Annotated in this window: 16 protein-coding genes; 12 read left to right on the top strand and 4 right to left on the bottom strand. The window is 70.4% G+C overall.

The window, feature by feature from the left end; genetic code table 11:
• Positions 1–130 precede the first annotated feature (130 nt).
• Positions 131–1321, bottom strand: a complete 1191-nt coding sequence (glgA, locus tag MT347_RS06180) for a glycogen synthase (protein WP_243499188.1) — start codon at positions 1319–1321, stop codon at positions 131–133.
• Between the two features lie 76 nt (positions 1322–1397).
• Between glgA and glgC the strand changes: the two genes are divergently transcribed.
• Positions 1398–2642: a glucose-1-phosphate adenylyltransferase gene (gene glgC, locus MT347_RS06175; RefSeq protein WP_243499186.1), complete on the top strand. Its 1245-nt coding sequence runs from the start codon at positions 1398–1400 to the stop codon at positions 2640–2642.
• 338 nt (positions 2643–2980) lie between these two features.
• Here the strand turns inward: glgC and MT347_RS06170 are convergent, their stop codons facing one another.
• A complete protein-coding gene (locus MT347_RS06170; RefSeq protein ID WP_243499184.1) occupies positions 2981–3454 on the bottom strand; it encodes an S-ribosylhomocysteine lyase in 474 nt (157 codons plus the stop codon).
• 140 nt (positions 3455–3594) lie between these two features.
• Here MT347_RS06170 and serB point away from each other — a divergent pair, with 140 nt between their 5' ends.
• Together serB and MT347_RS06160 are read left to right on the top strand one after the other, a co-directional pair.
• Entirely contained in the window at positions 3595–4236 is a 642-nt protein-coding gene (gene serB, locus MT347_RS06165) for a phosphoserine phosphatase SerB (RefSeq protein WP_243499182.1), read from the top strand.
• An 88-nt stretch (positions 4237–4324) separates the two neighbouring features.
• Positions 4325–5002 carry an alpha/beta fold hydrolase gene (locus MT347_RS06160; protein WP_243499180.1) on the top strand — a complete coding sequence of 226 codons (678 nt, stop codon included), beginning with the start codon at positions 4325–4327 and terminating at the stop codon, positions 5000–5002.
• A 229-nt stretch (positions 5003–5231) separates the two neighbouring features.
• Here the strand turns inward: MT347_RS06160 and fabG are convergent, their stop codons facing one another.
• The gene (gene fabG, locus MT347_RS06155) at positions 5232–5942 is read right to left on the bottom strand and encodes a 3-oxoacyl-ACP reductase FabG (protein WP_243499178.1); all 711 of its coding nucleotides are present in this window, start codon (positions 5940–5942) and stop codon (positions 5232–5234) included.
• Between the two features lie 158 nt (positions 5943–6100).
• Here fabG and MT347_RS06150 point away from each other — a divergent pair, with 158 nt between their 5' ends.
• The 4 genes from MT347_RS06150 to MT347_RS06135 all read left to right on the top strand — a co-directional run bounded on the left by MT347_RS06150 (position 6101) and on the right by MT347_RS06135 (position 8546).
• Complete coding sequence (locus MT347_RS06150) at positions 6101–6769, top strand: DUF4190 domain-containing protein (protein ID WP_243499176.1); 669 nt, start codon at positions 6101–6103, stop codon at positions 6767–6769.
• Between the two features lie 133 nt (positions 6770–6902).
• Complete coding sequence (locus MT347_RS06145; RefSeq protein ID WP_243499174.1) at positions 6903–7271, top strand: DUF3099 domain-containing protein; 369 nt, start codon at positions 6903–6905, stop codon at positions 7269–7271.
• The gene (locus tag MT347_RS06140; RefSeq protein ID WP_374206508.1) at positions 7268–7540 is read left to right on the top strand and encodes a hypothetical protein; all 273 of its coding nucleotides are present in this window, start codon (positions 7268–7270) and stop codon (positions 7538–7540) included. Before MT347_RS06145 ends, MT347_RS06140 begins: the two co-directional genes overlap by 4 nt.
• A gap of 130 nt (positions 7541–7670) precedes the next feature.
• On the top strand, positions 7671–8546 hold the full coding sequence (locus MT347_RS06135; protein WP_243499761.1) for an SURF1 family protein: 876 nt from the start codon (positions 7671–7673) through the stop codon (positions 8544–8546).
• Positions 8547–8815: 269 nt separating this feature from the next.
• On the opposite strand, the gene MT347_RS06130 is transcribed toward MT347_RS06135, so the two are convergent.
• Positions 8816–10414, bottom strand: a complete 1599-nt coding sequence (locus MT347_RS06130; RefSeq protein ID WP_243499172.1) for an ABC-F family ATP-binding cassette domain-containing protein — start codon at positions 10412–10414, stop codon at positions 8816–8818.
• A 280-nt stretch (positions 10415–10694) separates the two neighbouring features.
• Here MT347_RS06130 and MT347_RS06125 point away from each other — a divergent pair, with 280 nt between their 5' ends.
• The 5 genes from MT347_RS06125 to MT347_RS06105 are packed head-to-tail and all read left to right on the top strand — an operon-like array spanning position 10695 to position 15575.
• A complete protein-coding gene (locus tag MT347_RS06125; protein ID WP_243499169.1) occupies positions 10695–11717 on the top strand; it encodes an ABC transporter substrate-binding protein in 1023 nt (340 codons plus the stop codon).
• Positions 11718–11739: 22 nt separating this feature from the next.
• Complete coding sequence (locus MT347_RS06120; protein WP_243499167.1) at positions 11740–12786, top strand: iron ABC transporter permease; 1047 nt, start codon at positions 11740–11742, stop codon at positions 12784–12786.
• The gene (locus MT347_RS06115) at positions 12783–13832 is read left to right on the top strand and encodes an iron chelate uptake ABC transporter family permease subunit (RefSeq protein WP_243499165.1); all 1050 of its coding nucleotides are present in this window, start codon (positions 12783–12785) and stop codon (positions 13830–13832) included. Before MT347_RS06120 ends, MT347_RS06115 begins: the two co-directional genes overlap by 4 nt.
• Positions 13829–14683 carry an ABC transporter ATP-binding protein gene (locus MT347_RS06110; protein ID WP_243499163.1) on the top strand — a complete coding sequence of 285 codons (855 nt, stop codon included), beginning with the start codon at positions 13829–13831 and terminating at the stop codon, positions 14681–14683. The genes MT347_RS06115 and MT347_RS06110 overlap by 4 nt, the downstream gene beginning before the upstream one ends.
• Positions 14667–15575 (top strand): siderophore-interacting protein, encoded by a 909-nt coding sequence (locus MT347_RS06105; RefSeq protein WP_243499160.1) that lies wholly within the window; start codon positions 14667–14669, stop codon positions 15573–15575. The genes MT347_RS06110 and MT347_RS06105 overlap by 17 nt, the downstream gene beginning before the upstream one ends.
• Positions 15576–15694 lie beyond the last annotated feature (119 nt).

Genomic DNA, 15694 nt, shown 5'->3' with positions numbered 1-15694 from the left:
TCCGGTCGCAGCCGTGCACACGCGGAGCGGCTCGGCGAACCACACCCGAACACGACGACGCGCATCGCCCGCCACGAACGGCTCAGCGGATCAGACCCGGCCGCAGCAACGCAGACCCGCCCGCCGGCACCTACTTCCCCGAGACCTCCGCGTACAACGCCGCTGTGGTCTCGGCGATCGCTGCCCAGCTGAAGTCGTCGATGGCCCGCTGACGCCCGGCCTGGCCATAGGCGCGGGCGGTGTCGGCATCCGTCACCACCTCGGTGAGCACGCGGGCGAGGTCCGCCACGAACCGTTCCGGATCGACCGGCGTCCCCGTGCCGTCCTGCACCTGTTCGATGGGCACGAGACGCCCCGTGACACCGTCGACGACGACCTCGGGAATCCCGCCCGTGGCGGTCCCGACGACGGCCGCACCGCACGCCATCGCCTCGAGGTTGACGATGCCGAGGGGCTCGTACACCGACGGGCACACGAACGTCGTCGCCGCGGTCAGGATGGCGCACAGCTCGTTGCGCGGGAGCAGCCGGTCGATCCAGACGACGCCGTCGCGCGTCGCCTGGAGCCCGCGCACGAGCTCCTGCACTTCGTCCATGATCTGCGGGGTGTCGGGGGCACCCGCGCACAGGATGAGCTGCACGTCCTTCGGCAGACGCTCGGCGGCGCGCAGCAGGTACGGCAGCCCCTTCTGTCGGGTGATCCGCCCGACGAAGACGACGGAAGGACGTGACGGATCGATTCCGACCGACGCGAGGAAGTCGTCGTCCGACACCGGATGCCACGACTCCGTGTCGATGCCGTTGTAGATGACGCGCACCTTGGCGGGATCGAGTGCCGGGTAGCTGCGCAGGATGTCATCGCGCATTCCCGAGCTCACCGCGACCACGGCAGCCGCACCCTCGTACGCCGTCTTCTCGATGTAGCTCGACACCGCATACCCGCCACCGAGCTGTTCGGCCTTCCAGGGGCGCAGCGGCTCGAGGCTGTGGGCGGTCACCACGTGCGGGATGCCGTGGAGAAGGGATGCCAGGTGCCCGGCGAAGTTCGCGTACCACGTGTGCGAGTGAACGACGTCGGCACCGGCGACGTCGGACACGATCTCGAGGTCGGTGCCGAGAGTCTGGATCGCACCGTTCGCGGAGGCCAGTTCGGCGGGCACGCCGTAAGCGGTCGTGTCCGCTTCATCGCGTGCCGCACCGAACGCGCGCACCTGCACGTCGGTGCCGTCTGCCCGCAGTGCCTTGACCAGTTCGGTGGCGTGGACCCCGGCTCCCCCGTAGATCTCCGGCGGGTACTCCTTGGTCACGATGTCGACGCGCATGAGACGAACCGTAGTACAGGGGACGGCGCGCCGTGCACGTATTCCCGCATCCCCCGTGGACCCCTAGTGTGGTGCCATGCCTGCAGCGCCGAAGGTCTTCGGAATCATCCTCGCCGGCGGCGAGGGAAAGCGACTCATGCCCCTGACGGCTGACCGCGCAAAACCCGCCGTCCCGTTCGGCGGCCAGTACCGCCTGATCGACTTCGCGATCTCGAACCTCATCAACTCCGGACTGAGACAGCTCGTCGTTCTGACGCAGTACAAGTCGCACAGCCTCGACCGGCACATCTCGCAGACCTGGCGCATGTCGCCCATGCTGGGCGCCTACGTCGCGTCGGTCCCCGCGCAGCAGCGTCTCGGCAAGCGGTGGTTCTCGGGTTCGGCCGACGCCATCCTGCAGTCGATGAACCTCATCCGCGACGAGAAGCCCGACATCGTGGCCGTCATCGGTGCCGATCACGTGTACCGCATGGACTTCAATCAGATGCTGGATGCCCACATCGCATCCGACGCCCGCGCCACCGTCGCCGGCATCCGTCAGCCGATCGGCCTGGCGAACCAGTTCGGCGTGATCGACACCGACCCGACCGACCCGACGAAGATCCGCGCATTCCTCGAGAAGCCGCAGAACCCGACGGGCCTGGCAGACGCCCCGCACGAGGTTCTCGCCTCGATGGGCAACTACATCTTCGACGCCGATGCCCTCGTCGAGGCCGTCACGCACGACGGCGAGCTGCCGACCTCCGCACACGACATGGGCGGCGACATCGTGCCCTACTTCGTCGATCGCGGAGAAGCGGCGGTGTACGACTTCCAGCGCAACGACGTGCCCGGCTCGACACCGCGCGACCGTTCGTACTGGCGCGACGTGGGCACGATCGAGTCGTTCTACGACGCGCACATGGACCTCATCTCCACGCTGCCGATCTTCAACCTCTACAACACGGACTGGCCGATCTACTCGCAGACGTTCAACGCCCCGCCGGCGAAGTTCGTGCGCGACTCGGTCGGGCGCATCGGCAACGCGATCGACTCGATCGTCTCGCTCGGCTCCGTTCTGTCCGGAACCCACCTCGAGCGCAGCGTCGTCGGCCCGTGGGCCCTCGCGGGTGGCGGCTCGACGATCACCGATTCGGTGCTCTTCGACAGTGTGCAGGTGGGAGCGGGAGCTCGTATCCACCGCGCGATCCTCGACAAGAACGTCGTCCTCGAGCCGGGAGCGACCATCGGCGTCGACCGCGACCGCGACCTCGCCCGTGGTTTCACCGTCACCGAGACGGGCATCACCGTCGTCGGCAAGGACGTGCACGTCCGCGCGTGACTCCGATCCGGACCCCGGATGCCGGGGACCTCGGATATCAGAGGGGCGGTGACCGCGATGGTCACCGCCCCTCTGGCGTTCCAAGCGGCGGAGAGTCAGACGCCCATCCGCGCGACCGCGCCGAGCCGGATCACCGCGCGCCGACACACGTCGAACCAGACGTGAATCCGCGGGAACGCGTCGTGGCTGATCGCCGACTCGCGGAGGCGCGTCGGCTCAGACACCGACCCCCGCGAACGCGACATGGCTGGTCGCCGACTCGCGAACGAACGTCGAATCACACAACGAACCCCGCGCACGCGTCGTGGCTGATCGCCGACTCGCGGACGCACGTCGAATCAGACGCCGACCCGGGCGAACGCGTCGTGGCTGATGCCCTTCTCGAGCACCACCTTCGACCACTCGCGGGCGCTGTGGAGGCTGTGGTCGCGGAAGTTCCCGCAGCTGTAGGCGTCGGTGCCCGGCACGTCCTCCCACTGCACGTCTTCCGCGATCGCGCGCAGCGAGTCGGAGATCGCGTCGACGAGCGCGCCGACCTCGGGCTCGCCCCACATGATGACGTGGAAGCCGGTGCGGCATCCGAAGGGCGAGATGTCGATCAGGCCGTCGATGCGGTCGCGCACGAGGCTCGCGAGCAAGTGCTCGATGGTGTGGAGGCCGGCGGTGGGGATCTCGCCCTCGTTCGGCTGCACGAGGCGCAGGTCGAAATTCGAGATGACGTCGCCACGCGGCCCCGACTCCGAGCCGATCAGACGAACGTAGGGCGCCAGCACGGCGGTGTGATCCAGGGTGAAGCTCTCGACATCGGCCATGGGGGAATCCCTTCTCGGAGGTCTGGGGTACCGCACGAGCCTACGCGCGCCCACCGACATCGTCGTCGGCGCGTGACGCCGTGTGGCGACTCGCGTCCGTCGATCAGTCCCGGACGCTTCGACCCGCTAGGGTCGAGCGCGTGCCTGCGCCCGCCCGCTTCCTCGTCGTGCTCGACGCCGACTCCACGCTGATCCGCAACGAGGTCATCGAGCTCCTCGCCGACGAGGCCGGTCGCGGCGCCGAGGTCGCGGCGGCGACAGAAGCGGCGATGCGCGGCGAGGTCGACTTCGCCACGAGCCTGCGCTCGCGCGTGAAGGCTCTCGCCGGGATCTCCACTGATGCCTTCGCCCGAGCGATCGCGCGCATCGAGCCCACCCCGGGCGTGCGGGAACTCATCACTGCCGTCCACGAACGGGGCGGCGTGGTCGGCGTGGTCTCGGGCGGGTTCCACGAGGTGCTCGACACCGTCGCCCCCGACCTGGGCGTCGACCTGTGGCGGGCCAACCGGCTCGCCGCCACCGACGGCGAGCTCACCGGCGACGTCGCCGGGGAGATCGTGGATGCCACGGCCAAGGCCGAGACGCTGCGGGCGTGGGCCACCGATCACGGCGTACCGCTCGCGTCGACCTTCGCCATCGGCGACGGTGCGAACGACCTCGAGATGATGGCCGTCGCGGGCCTCGGCCTGGCTTTCAACGCGAAACCCGCGGTGCGCGAGCGCGCCGACCTCGTGATCGGCGCGGTCGATCTCGCCGAGGTCATCCCCCTGCTCCCCCGCTGACCCCGGGATCCGAGATCCCCGCTGCCGCCGCGGACGTCGGCGAGAAGCCCCTCTTCCCGATGTCGGAGGTCCGTCCTACGCTCCCCGCATGGACATCATCCTCGTTCCCGGACTCTGGCTCACCGCGTCGTCATGGGACGACGTCATCCCCACCCTCGAGGCCGCGGGGCACCGAGCGTACCCGCTGAGCATGCCCGGTCCCGCCGTCGGCGACCTCGTGGTCGACGACTGGGTCGACGCCGTCGTCACCGAGATCGATCGTTTCGCCGAGCCGGTCGTGCTCGTCGGGCATTCCGGTGGAGGAAACGTGGTGTGGGGCGCGACCGATCGGCGTCCCGATCGGGTGGCCCGCGTCATCCTCGTCGACACGATCGTCCCCCACCCCGGGGCGATGATCTCCGAGTTCCCCGTCGACGACGGGGTCGTGCACTTCCCCGGGTGGGACTTCTTCGACCACGACGACGTCGCCGACATCGACGACGAGACACGCCGCCGCGAGGCCGAGCAGGTCGTCGACGTCCCCGGCCGGGTGCCGACCTCATCGCTCACCCTCGGCGACGCCCGCCGGTTCTCCGTGCCCGTGACGATCCTGTCGGGTCAACTCGATGCGCAATCCCTGCCTCGTGTCCTGGCCGACTGGAGCGCGTACGCCGATGAGTTCGGACAGCTCCGCGATGTCGACGTCGTGCGCCTCGGTTCAGGCCACTGGCCGCAGTTCTCGCAGCCCGTGGAGTTCGCGGCGAAGCTGGCGGCCGCCGTTCGGTGAGCGCTTCCGCCCGGGAGCCGGGGGTCGGCTTCGACGACGAGAGGTCAGTCCCTCATCCCGAGACGTGAGCGACCCCGGCCGTGGGCCGGAGGTGGTCACCTCTGGGGAGACGCGAGCGACCCCGGGCCGTGGGCCGGACGAGGTCACCCCCGAAGATAGTCCGGTGACTCATCCCGAGACGTGGGCGCCCCCCGGCCGCAGGCCGGACGAGGTCACCTCTGGGGAGACGTCAGTGCCCCATCCCGAGGCCGCCGTCCACGGGTATGACCGCACCGGAGATGTAGGCCGCGTCGTCTCCGGCGAGCCAGGCGACGACACCGGCCACCTCGCCGGGCGACGCGAAGCGCCCCGCGGGAATGTTCTTCTTGTACTCCGCCTGGGTGTCGGCGGTGAGTTCGGCGGTCATCTCGGTCTCGATGAACCCGGGCGCAACGACGTTGGCGGTGATGCCGCGGGCACCGAGTTCCCTCGTCAGCGAACGGGCGAACCCGACCAGGGCGCTCTTGGACGCGGCGTAATTGATCTGACCAGCGGAGCCGTAGAGCCCGACGACGCTCGAGATGAGGATGACACGACCCCAGCGTGCCTTGAGCATGCCCTTCGATGCGCGCTTGACGACGCGGAACGCTCCGCCGAGGTTGGTGTTCACGACGCTGTCGAAGTCGTCCTCGCTCATGCGCAGCAACAGGGTGTCCTTGGTGACACCGGCGTTGGCGACGACCACCGCGATCGGGCCCAACTCCCTCTCGACCTGCGAGAAAGCGACATCCACGGCGGCGGCATCCGTCACGTCGGCACGCACGGTGAGCGTGCCCTCAGGACCCTCGCCCGACCGGGCGGTGACGGCGACCTTCCATCCCTCGGCGACGAAACGCTCGGCGATGGCACGACCAATGCCCCGGTTTCCTCCGGTGACGACGACGACGCGGTCCTGGGACATGGTGACACTCCTGTGCGGGCGGGGGACGTAATCGGCCCAGCCTAGCGAGCAGCGCCTTGCGCCGATGTCGGTGGTCGCCGCGAGGCGCGCGCCGGCGGGGTTTGACACGAGCCGAGCGCCGCTGGAACGCTGGAAGCCCGCGCGATGAAAGGCACCCCGTGAGCGACGACCGCACCAACGACCCCTCCCCGTACGGGCACACCCCCGACTCCGCCGGCCCCGACGCATCGTCGAGCCCGTCGGCCGACAGCGCGCCCCCGGCGCCCGGCTCTGGCGCCCCCGCAGCACCGCGCAGCGACTCCGCCTCGGCGGGGTACCCCGCGCCGCCCGCACCCGCGTACGGCGCGCCCGCGGCGCCCGGCGCCGACCCCATGTCGACGGGGTACCCCGCGCCGCCCGCACCCTCGTACGGCGCGCCCGCCTACCCGGCCGCCGCCTACGACTCGTCGGCATCCGGCTCCGCGCCGCAGGCGAGCGACCAGTACGCGGGGGCGGCCTACGGTCAGCAGGTCTACGGCCAACAGGCCTACGGAGCGCCCGCCTACGGCTGCGGCGCTCTTCCGCGCGTCAACCCGCTCGCCATCGTGGCGCTCGTCTCGTCGCTCGTCGGGTTGTTCGTCATCCCCCTCATCGGGCAGATCGTCGGCATCATCACCGGCCACATCTCGCTCAAGCAGGTCAAGACCACGGGGGAACGCGGCCGCGGCATGGCCCTGTCGGGTGTGCTCATCGGTTACATCAGTCTCGGACTCGGCATCCTGCTCATCATCTTCATCGCGGTCATGATCGCCGCCACCAGCGGGACGAGCGCTCGTTACGGCGCCTGACCTCCGCAGCGACCACGAGCGGGTGCCGCCATGTCGGCGGCGCCCGCTGCCGCGCCCGGCTTGTCATGACGTCGAGAAGACGTCCGACCGAACGCGCTGGCCCCCTCGTCGACGGGCGTACCCTGAGACCACTGTGAAGACACACCGCGCCCAGTCTGCGACGTCGCTCCCCAAGGCACCCCGGGAGGACGCCGACGGTCGTTTCGCCAAGTACATGCTGATGATGGGGATCCGCATCGCGTGCTTCATCGCGATGGCCGTCGTCACCCCGTACGGCTGGTACACCTTTGTCTTCGCCGCGGGCGCCATCTTCCTGCCGTACGTCGCCGTGATCGTGGCGAACGTCGGCCAGGATGCCGCCGAGACGAAAGCGATCAACCCGGAACGCGCGCTCGAAGCTCCTCGGCCTGCACCGGTGGCCCCGTCTTCACCCGACGCCCCGCTCGTCATCCGGATCGCCGAGACCCCGCGCATCGACCCCCCGCGCGACGGTCGGTCGTGATCGACCCGGCGCGCCCGCCGGTCGAACACCCGCCCGTCGCGCCGCAGCCCGCCGTGGAGCACACGCCCGCCGAGCAGACGGAGTGCTCGCGCGCAGGATGCCGCAACGACGCGGTCTGGGCCCTCCGCTGGCGCAATCCCCGCATCCACGCGGCCGACCGACGCAAGACGTGGGTGGCGTGCGACGAACACGTCGTGTACCTGCGCGAGTTCCTCAGCGCCCGAGACTTCCCCGTCGAGGTCGCCGCTCTCTCCTCTCCACGCGCGTGAGCGGGAACCAGCCGACCGACGTACCCTGGGAGACGTGGCCAGGGCAGACGACGTGAGCGATCGCGGAGCGCGGGTCGCCGACAGGGCGCCCGCGACAGTGCGCGAGACCCCCGCCGCCGCGCGGTGGGCGATGTACATCGGCATCGCGATCCTCTTCGCGATCGCGTGCGCGTTCCTCTCGAACTGGCAGTTCTCGCGCAACGCCGAGCGCACCGAGCAGCTGCAGCTCGTCGAGAACAATTACGACGCAGCCCCCGTCCCGCTCGGGGACCTGCTCGCCCCCGGAGCCGCGATGAATCCCGCCGACGAGTGGCGCCCCGTGCGCCTGGAGGGTCGGTATCTGGCGGACGAGCAGCTCCTCGTGCGCAACCGCGCGCACGGCGGGTCCGCCGCGTACGAACAGCTCGTCCCGTTCCGGCTCGACGACGGACGCACCTTCCTCATCGACCGTGGCTGGTTGCCCCCGGGTGAACGTCAGGCCGCACCGGACGAGATCCCCGCTCCCCCGTCGGGCCCCGTGACCGTCCAGGTACGTCTGCGGCCCGAAGAGGCAGCTCCCACCTCGGGACGCACCGCGGAGGCGGGCCAGGTCCCCACGATCAACCTCGGCCTCGTCGCCGAGCAGACCGGCCCTCTCGAACAGGGCGCGTACGGGCTGCTGACGTCGGAGACGCCCGCCCCCGCGACGGCCCCGTTCACCGTCGCTCCCCCCGACAACGACCCGGGCCCGTATCTGTCCTACGCGATCCAGTGGATCCTCTTCGCCATCATGGGCTTCGCCTTCATCGGCTACGTGATCGTCAACGAACGCCGCCTCCGCCGCGAAGACGCCGAGGACGCCGAGGACGGCGAGAGCGAAGGCGACGACGACGAGAGCCCGACCCCGGCACGCGAGGCGCGGCCGACCGATCGCCGCCGCGTCGATCCGGTCGCTCTGCACCGCTCCCGCAAACGTCCGCGCGACCGCGACGCCGACGACGAAGACGCCCTGCTCGACGCCCGCTGAGAGATCGGATGCCGCATCGCGGCATCGGTGAGGCCCGTTGCACGCGTGACGCGCTCAGATCCGGGCCGGCGCCACACCCCGGCGACGACATCACGCCGGGCTCCGGGAACCGCCCGACCAGGCAGCGGGTCAGGCGAGCGTCATGAGGCGCCCGTGAGGAGACGCCCGTGATGAGACGAACGGTGTCAGACGAGCGCGACCAGGCGCGCTCGATCAAACGATCGTGATCAGGCGCGCGCGATCAGACGAGCCCGATCAGGCGCGCATCATCAGGCAAGCGTGATCAGGTCTGCGTAGTCGCGCCCCCAGATGTCTTCGACACCGTCGGGGAGGATGAGGACGCGCTCGGGGTTGAGCGCCTCGACGGCTCCCTCATCGTGCGACACGAGCACGACCGCGCCCTCGTAGTGCGAGAGGGCACCGAGGATCTCCTCGCGCGAGGCGGGATCGAGGTTGTTGGTCGGCTCGTCGAGCAGCAGCATGTTGGCCGACGACACCACCAGCGTCGCCAGCGACAGACGCGTCTTCTCGCCGCCCGAGAGCACACCCGCGGGCTTCAGCACGTCGTCGCCCACGAACAGGAAGGAGCCCAGCACCTTGCGGGCCTCGGTCGCGGTGATATGGGGGGCCGACGACATCATGTTCTCGAGCACCGAGCGACCCACGTCGAGGTTCTCGTGCTCCTGCGCGTAGTAGCCGATCTTGAGCCCGTGGCCGGGCTCGAGCTGCCCGGTATCGGGCTGATCGACACCCGCGAGGATGCGCAGCAGCGTCGTCTTGCCGGCGCCGTTCAACCCCAGGATCACCACGCGCGAACCGCGGTCGATGGCGAGGTCGACGTCGGTGAAGATCTCCAGTGACCCGTACGACTTCGAGAGACCGGATGCCATGAGCGGCGTCTTGCCGCACGGCGCGGGCTTGGGGAAACGGAGCTTGGCGACCCGCTCGTCCTGACGCACCTCGTCGAGGCCCGACAGCATCTTCTCGGCCCGAGCGACCATCTGGTGCGCCGCCGCGGCCTTCGAGGCCTTGGCGCCGAAGCGCGCGGCCTGCAGCTGCAGGGCGGTGGCCTTCTTCTCGACGTTGACGCGCTCCTTCTTGCGGCGCTCCTCGTCGGCCACCCGCTGGCGGAGGTAGTTCTTCCAGTTCATGTTGTAGATGTCGATCACCTGGCGATTGGCATCCAGGTAGAACACGCGGTTCACGGTCTCGCCGACCAGCTCGACGTCGTGCGAGATCACGATGAGCCCGCCCTTGTAGCCCTTCAAGAACTCGCGCAACCACACGACGCTGTCGGCGTCGAGGTGGTTGGTCGGCTCGTCGAGGATCATCGTCTGCGCGTCCGAGAAGAGGATGCGCGCCAGCTCGATGCGCCGGCGTTGACCGCCGGACAGGGTCTTCAGCTGCTGATCCAGGATGCGGTCGGGCAACGACAGGTTGTGGGCGATGGATGCCGCCTCGGCTTCGGCCGCGTACCCGCCCGCCGCTTCGAAGCGCTCGGTGAGGTTGCCGTACTTCTTCATCGCCTTCGCGGCCACGGCGGGGTCGTCATCACCCATCGCCAGCGATGCCTGGTGCATGCCGAGGGCGAGTGAGCCGAGCCCGCGGGCATCGAGGATGCGCGTGCGAGCGAGCATCTCGGGGTCGCCCGAGCGGGGATCCTGCGGCAGGTAGCCGAGTTCGCCCGAGCGGTCGACGCCACCGTTCGAGGGCAACAGGTCACCCGCCAGAACCTTGGTCAGCGTGGTCTTGCCCGCGCCGTTGCGCCCGACGAGGCCGATCTTGTCGCCGTCGGAGACGCGGAACGCCACGTCGGACATGAGCACGCGGGCACCCACGCGGATCTCGAGGTCGTGCACGGCGAGCACAGCGAACGTCCGTTCAGTCGGGGAAGGGGAACCGGCCCGATAAGGCCAGCCATCCAGTATAAGTCGCTCTTCCCGAACACCCGCCGATAGCGCGGTCAGGTCGCGGGGAAGGCGGATGCCGCGGCGCCCGACGGCAGGCGCGGGCGGCGCCGGCGCCGCGGCGCGCGCGGTACTTCGGCGTCGAGACGTTCCTCCGGCGCATCGGCGTCCCGGTTTGCGTTCCACCCCGATGACTGACCTAAACTAAGCCAATCCTTACCTAACACGCAGGAGGCTCTTCGTGTCCCGATTCCGCGCTCTGGCGGCCCTCGCCGCCGGTTCCGCCCTTGTCCTCACCGGCTGCGCCGGCACCTCGGCCACTCCGGGAGGCGAGGCGGCGCAGGGTTCCGACGACGTCTTCCCCGTGACGGTCGACAGTGCCCTCGGCCAGGCCGTCATCGAGAAGAAGCCCGAGCGCGTCGCGACCGTGGCGTGGTCGAACCAGGAGGTTCCCCTCGCCCTCGGCGTCGTGCCGGTCGGCATGGCCAAGGCCACGTGGGGCGATGACGACGGCGACGGCGTGCTCCCCTGGGTCGAGGACAAGCTCACCGAGCTCGGCGCCGAGACCCCCGTGCTGTTCGACGAGACCGACGGGATCGACTTCGAGGCCGTCGCCGACACGCAGCCCGACGTCATCCTGGCCGCGTACTCGGGCCTGACGCAGGAGGACTTCGACACGCTGTCGAAGATCGCCCCGGTGGTCGCCTACCCCGAGGCCGCGTGGGGCACCACGATGGACCAGATGATCGAGCTGAACGCCAAGGGCCTCGGTCTCGAGAGCGAGGGCAAGGCCCTCATCGAGCAGATCAAGACCGAGTCGCAGGAGGCGTTCGACGCCTACCCCGCCCTCGCCGACGTCAAGCCGGTGTTCGCGTTCACCGACCCGACCGACCTGAGCACCGTCACCTACTACACCGCTCACGACCCCCGGCCCGGCTACCTTCACGAGTTCGGCATGCCCGTCCCCGAGCAGGTGACCACCGCCTCGGCCGAGACCGAGGCCTTCTACACGGAGATCAGCGCCGAGAACGCCGACGCCTTCGACGACGTGGGCCTGTGGATCACCTACGGTCCCACCGACGGTTCGCTCATCGCCCAGCTGCAGGCTGACCCGCTGCTGTCGAAGGTCCCCGCGATCGCCGCCGGTCACATCGCTGTCCTCGAGGACAGCACGCCTCTCGCTGCCGCGGCGAACCCCTCGCCGCTGTCCATCAGCTGGGGCCTGTCGAAGTACCTCGACCTCCTCAACAGCGCCCTCGGCTGATCCGCCGCCGACCGTGCCCACCGTGAGCTCCCGCTTCGCCGTCGCCCCGACGCTGCCCGACCCCGCTCCCCTGCGGCGGTCGGCCGGCCGTCGGCTGGCGTGGCTGCTGGCCCTCGCGGTGGGCGCGGTGGTGGTGTCGGCGGCATCCGTCGCCTTCGGCACGCGCGACGTGTCGATCACCGAGATCGTCTCGGCCTTCAGCGGCGGCACGGGCGTCGGAGAAGCCGCCGTGCTCGCCCGCATCCCGCGGACGGTCCTGGGCCTCGTCGTCGGTGCCGCCCTCGCGATGGCCGGCCTGACCATGCAGGCCGTCACGCGCAACCCGCTCGCCGACCCCGGCATCCTGGGCGTCTCTGCGGGGGCGTCTCTCGCGGTCGTGACCGGTATCGCGTTCTTCGGCCTCTCCAGCTCCCTCGGCTTCATGGGCTTCGCGATCGTCGGAGCCGCCGTCGCGGCGGTGTTCGTCTATGTCGTCGGTTCGCTCGGACGCGGGGGGGCCACTCCCCTCAAGCTCGCCCTCGCCGGGGCGGCCACCACCGCGGCTTTCGGCTCGCTGTCGAGTGCGATCCTCCTCCCCCGCGTCGACCTGCTCGAGGTGTTCCGGTTCTGGCAGATCGGCGGCATCGGCGGCGCCACGTGGGAGCGCGTGCAGATCGTGCTGCCGGTGCTCGCCGCGGGTGCGTTGGTGTGCGTCCTCTGTTCGCGCGGGATGAACTCCCTCGCCCTCGGCGACGACGTCGCCACGGGTCTCGGCGAGCACGTGGGGCGCACGCGCCTGGTCGCCTCGCCCGGAGCCGTCGTCCTCGTGGGGGCGGCGACCGCCGTCGCCGGTCCCATCGCGTTCGTCGGTCTCGTCGTGCCGCACGTCTGCCGCCTGCTCGTCGGCACCGACCACCGCTGGCTGGTGCCCTTCTCGGCGCTCGGCGGAGGGGTGCTGCTCGTCGGGGCCGACGTCGTGGGCCGTCTCATCGCCCGGCCCACCGAGGTCGAGGTCGGCATCCTCACCGCTCTCATCGGTGCCCCCTTCTTCATCTGGATCGTCCGTCGGCAGAAGGTGCGCGAACTGTGAGCCAGGTCGTCGAACGGCCCGCCGACGTCGCCGCCCTCGTCCGCGGACGCCGCTCCCGCGCGCGTCGACGCTCGAGCGTCGCGCTCGTCCTCGTGATCGCCGTCTTCGCCGTCTATGTCACGACGCTGATGGTCGGCAACACCTTCTACACCCCCGATCAGGTCCTGCGGGTGCTGCTCGGCCAGACCGTGCCGGGCGCGTCCTTCACGATCGGCGAGCTGCGTCTGCCCCGCGCCACGCTGGGCCTCCTGGCCGGCCTCGCGTTCGGCATGGCAGGTGTCACGTTCCAGACGATGCTGCGGAACCCCCTCGCCTCCCCCGACATCATCGGCATCTCCTCGGGTGCGAGCGCCGCCGCCGTGGTCGCGATCATCGGCTTCTCCCTCTCGGACACGCTCGTCTCGGTCTTCGCGCTCGTCGGGGCCTTGGTCACCGCCGGGGCGATCTACCTGCTCTCCCGCAAGGGCGCGTTCACGGGCACCCGGCTCATCCTGATCGGCATCGGGGTCGCCGCCATGCTCGACAGCGTGACCACGTGGATGCTGACCCGCGCGGCCAACTGGGATCTGCAGACCGCGATGCAGTGGCTGACCGGCAGTCTCAACAACGCCTCGTGGGGGCGGCTCCTCCCCCTCGCCGTCGTCATCGCGGTCGTCGTGCCCCTCATGGCCGCCAACACCCGGGGGCTCGCCGTCCTGCGTCTCGGCGACGATTCTGCGGCCGGTCTCGGCGTCCGCGTCGAGCGCACCCGCCTGCTCCTCATCGTCGGGGCGGTCGTTCTTCTGGCCGTCGCGACCGCGGCATCCGGCCCCATCGCTTTCGTCGCCTTCATGGCCGGCCCGATCGCCGCACGACTCATCGGCCCGGGAGGGTCGCTCCTGCTGCCCGCGGGCCTCGTCGGTGCGCTGTTGGTGATGGTGTCCGACCTCCTCGGGCAGTTCGCCTTCGACAACCGCTACCCCGTGGGCGTCATCACCGGCGTGCTCGGTGCGCCGTACCTCATCTACCTCCTCATCAGGACGAACCGCTCGGGAGGATCGCTATGACCCGCGATCGAACGCTCTCCGCCGAAGGCCTCACCCTCGCCTACGGCGACCGCACCATCGTGGACGAGCTCGACCTCGAGCTCCCCGCCGGTCGGATCACCGCGATCGTCGGGGCGAACGGCTGCGGCAAGTCGACGTTGCTTCGCGCCCTCGCGCGCCTGCTGCCGCCTCAGGCCGGCCGCGTCATCCTCGATGGCAAGGCCCTGCACGAACGCCCCTCGAAAGAGGTCGCGCGTATCCTCGGCCTGCTGCCGCAGAACCCGATCGCGCCGGAGGGCATCGCCGTCGCCGACCTCGTCGGTCGCGGACGCCACCCCCACCAGCGAGCGCTGGCCCGCTGGAGCGCCCGCGACTACGAGGTCGTCGCCGAAGCCCTCGCCGCCACCGGCACGAGCGATCTCGCCGACCGCTCGATCGACGAGCTCTCGGGCGGTCAACGCCAGCGCGTCTGGATCGCGATGGCTCTCGCGCAGGAGACCGACATCCTGCTGCTGGACGAGCCCACGACGTTCCTCGACGTCGCCCACCAGGTCGAGGTGCTCGACCTCCTCACCGACCTCAACCGCGACCGCGGCACGACCACGGTCATGGTGCTGCACGACATGAACATGGCCGCTCGCTACGCCGACCACCTGGTGGCACTGCGCGAGGGGCGCGTCGTCGCCGCGGGCGACCCGAACGAGGTCATGACCAGCGAACTCATCGCCGACGTCTTCGGCCTCGACGCCCTCGTCGTCCCCGACCCCGTGTCCGGTACGCCGCTCGTCCTGCCCCGGGGCCGCCACCACGTGACGGCCCGCGCCGCGCACGCCGACACCCCCCGGGAGACTCACGATGCCCTCCAGCCTTGAGACCTCGCGGTTCTTCCGCGTCCGCGTCGCACGCATCACCGACCTCACCCCGAGCTTCCGCCGATTCACGTTCGCCGGCGACGACCTCCACGAGTACGGCGACCCCGGCTTCGACCAGCGCGTCAAGGTCGTCTTCCCCACCGACACCATCGGGTTGGATGCCATGCCCGTCGGCGGCGACTGGTGGACGCAATGGCGGGAGCTGCCCGACGATTCGCGCCCGCCGTTCCGCACGTACACGACCCGTGCGGTCCGCCGCGCCGACCGCGAGGTCGACATCGACATGGTCGCGCACGAGGTGCTCGGCCCGGCCTCCGCGTGGATCCAGGACGCGCGCCCCGGCGACGAGGTCCTCATCTTCGCGCCCACCGTGGCGCTCACCGACGTGAGCTTCGGGGTCGACTTCGTCCCGCCGGCCCGCACGGGCGATTACCTCCTCGCGGGCGACGAGACCGCCGCCCCCGCCATCGCCGTGATCCTCGAGCAATTGCCCCCGGATGCCACCGGCACGGTCGTCCTCGAGGTCCCGACGCCCGAGGACTGCGCATACCTGCCGCGGCATCCCGGGTTCGACTACCGCCTCGCCGCCCGCACGGCCGGCGACCGCCACGACCACCTCGTCGCGGCCACGCGCGAGGCGGCGTTCGCGCTGACGCCGGAGGGACACGGCGACGAGGTCGAAGAGGTCGACATCGATGAGGGCATGCTCTGGGAGGTCCCCCGCACGGCCAAGGGCGGCGCGGCGCTGAAGAAAGCCCCGCTGTACGCCTGGCTCGCCGGCGAGGCCTCGGCCATCAAGACCCTGCGCCGCCATCTCGTCACCGAGCGCGGCGTCGACCGCCGCGCCGTGGCCTTCATGGGCTACTGGCGCACGGGCCGCGCGGAGTGCTGAGCCGCGGCCGGGGGCACCGGTCGCGCGAGTGCTGAACACCGGTCGGGGGCACCGGCCACGCGAAGTGCTGAACACCGACCGGGCGCGCTGGCCGCGCGAAGTGCTGAATACCGACCGGG

It is taken from the genome of Microbacterium sp. VKM Ac-2923, assembly GCF_022815605.1.
In the GTDB taxonomy this organism is placed as follows: Bacteria; Actinomycetota; Actinomycetes; order Actinomycetales; family Microbacteriaceae; genus Microbacterium.
This window is presented reverse-complemented; position numbering and strand designations above follow the sequence as displayed.

Bases quoted from the DNA above. Each gene is read 5' to 3' on its own strand.
- MT347_RS06135 (WP_243499761.1), top strand. From the start codon at position 7,671: ATGTACATCGGCATCGCGATCCTCTTCGCGATCGCGTGCGCGTTCCTC.
- MT347_RS06105 (WP_243499160.1), top strand. From the start codon at position 14,667: ATGCCCTCCAGCCTTGAGACCTCGCGGTTCTTCCGCGTCCGCGTCGCA.
- glgA (WP_243499188.1), bottom strand. From the start codon at position 1,321: ATGCGCGTCGACATCGTGACCAAGGAGTACCCGCCGGAGATCTACGGG.
- fabG (WP_243499178.1), bottom strand. From the start codon at position 5,942: ATGTCCCAGGACCGCGTCGTCGTCGTCACCGGAGGAAACCGGGGCATT.
- MT347_RS06170 (WP_243499184.1), bottom strand. From the start codon at position 3,454: ATGGCCGATGTCGAGAGCTTCACCCTGGATCACACCGCCGTGCTGGCG.
- MT347_RS06160 (WP_243499180.1), top strand. From the start codon at position 4,325: ATGGACATCATCCTCGTTCCCGGACTCTGGCTCACCGCGTCGTCATGG.
- MT347_RS06110 (WP_243499163.1), top strand. From the start codon at position 13,829: ATGACCCGCGATCGAACGCTCTCCGCCGAAGGCCTCACCCTCGCCTAC.
- glgC (WP_243499186.1), top strand. From the start codon at position 1,398: ATGCCTGCAGCGCCGAAGGTCTTCGGAATCATCCTCGCCGGCGGCGAG.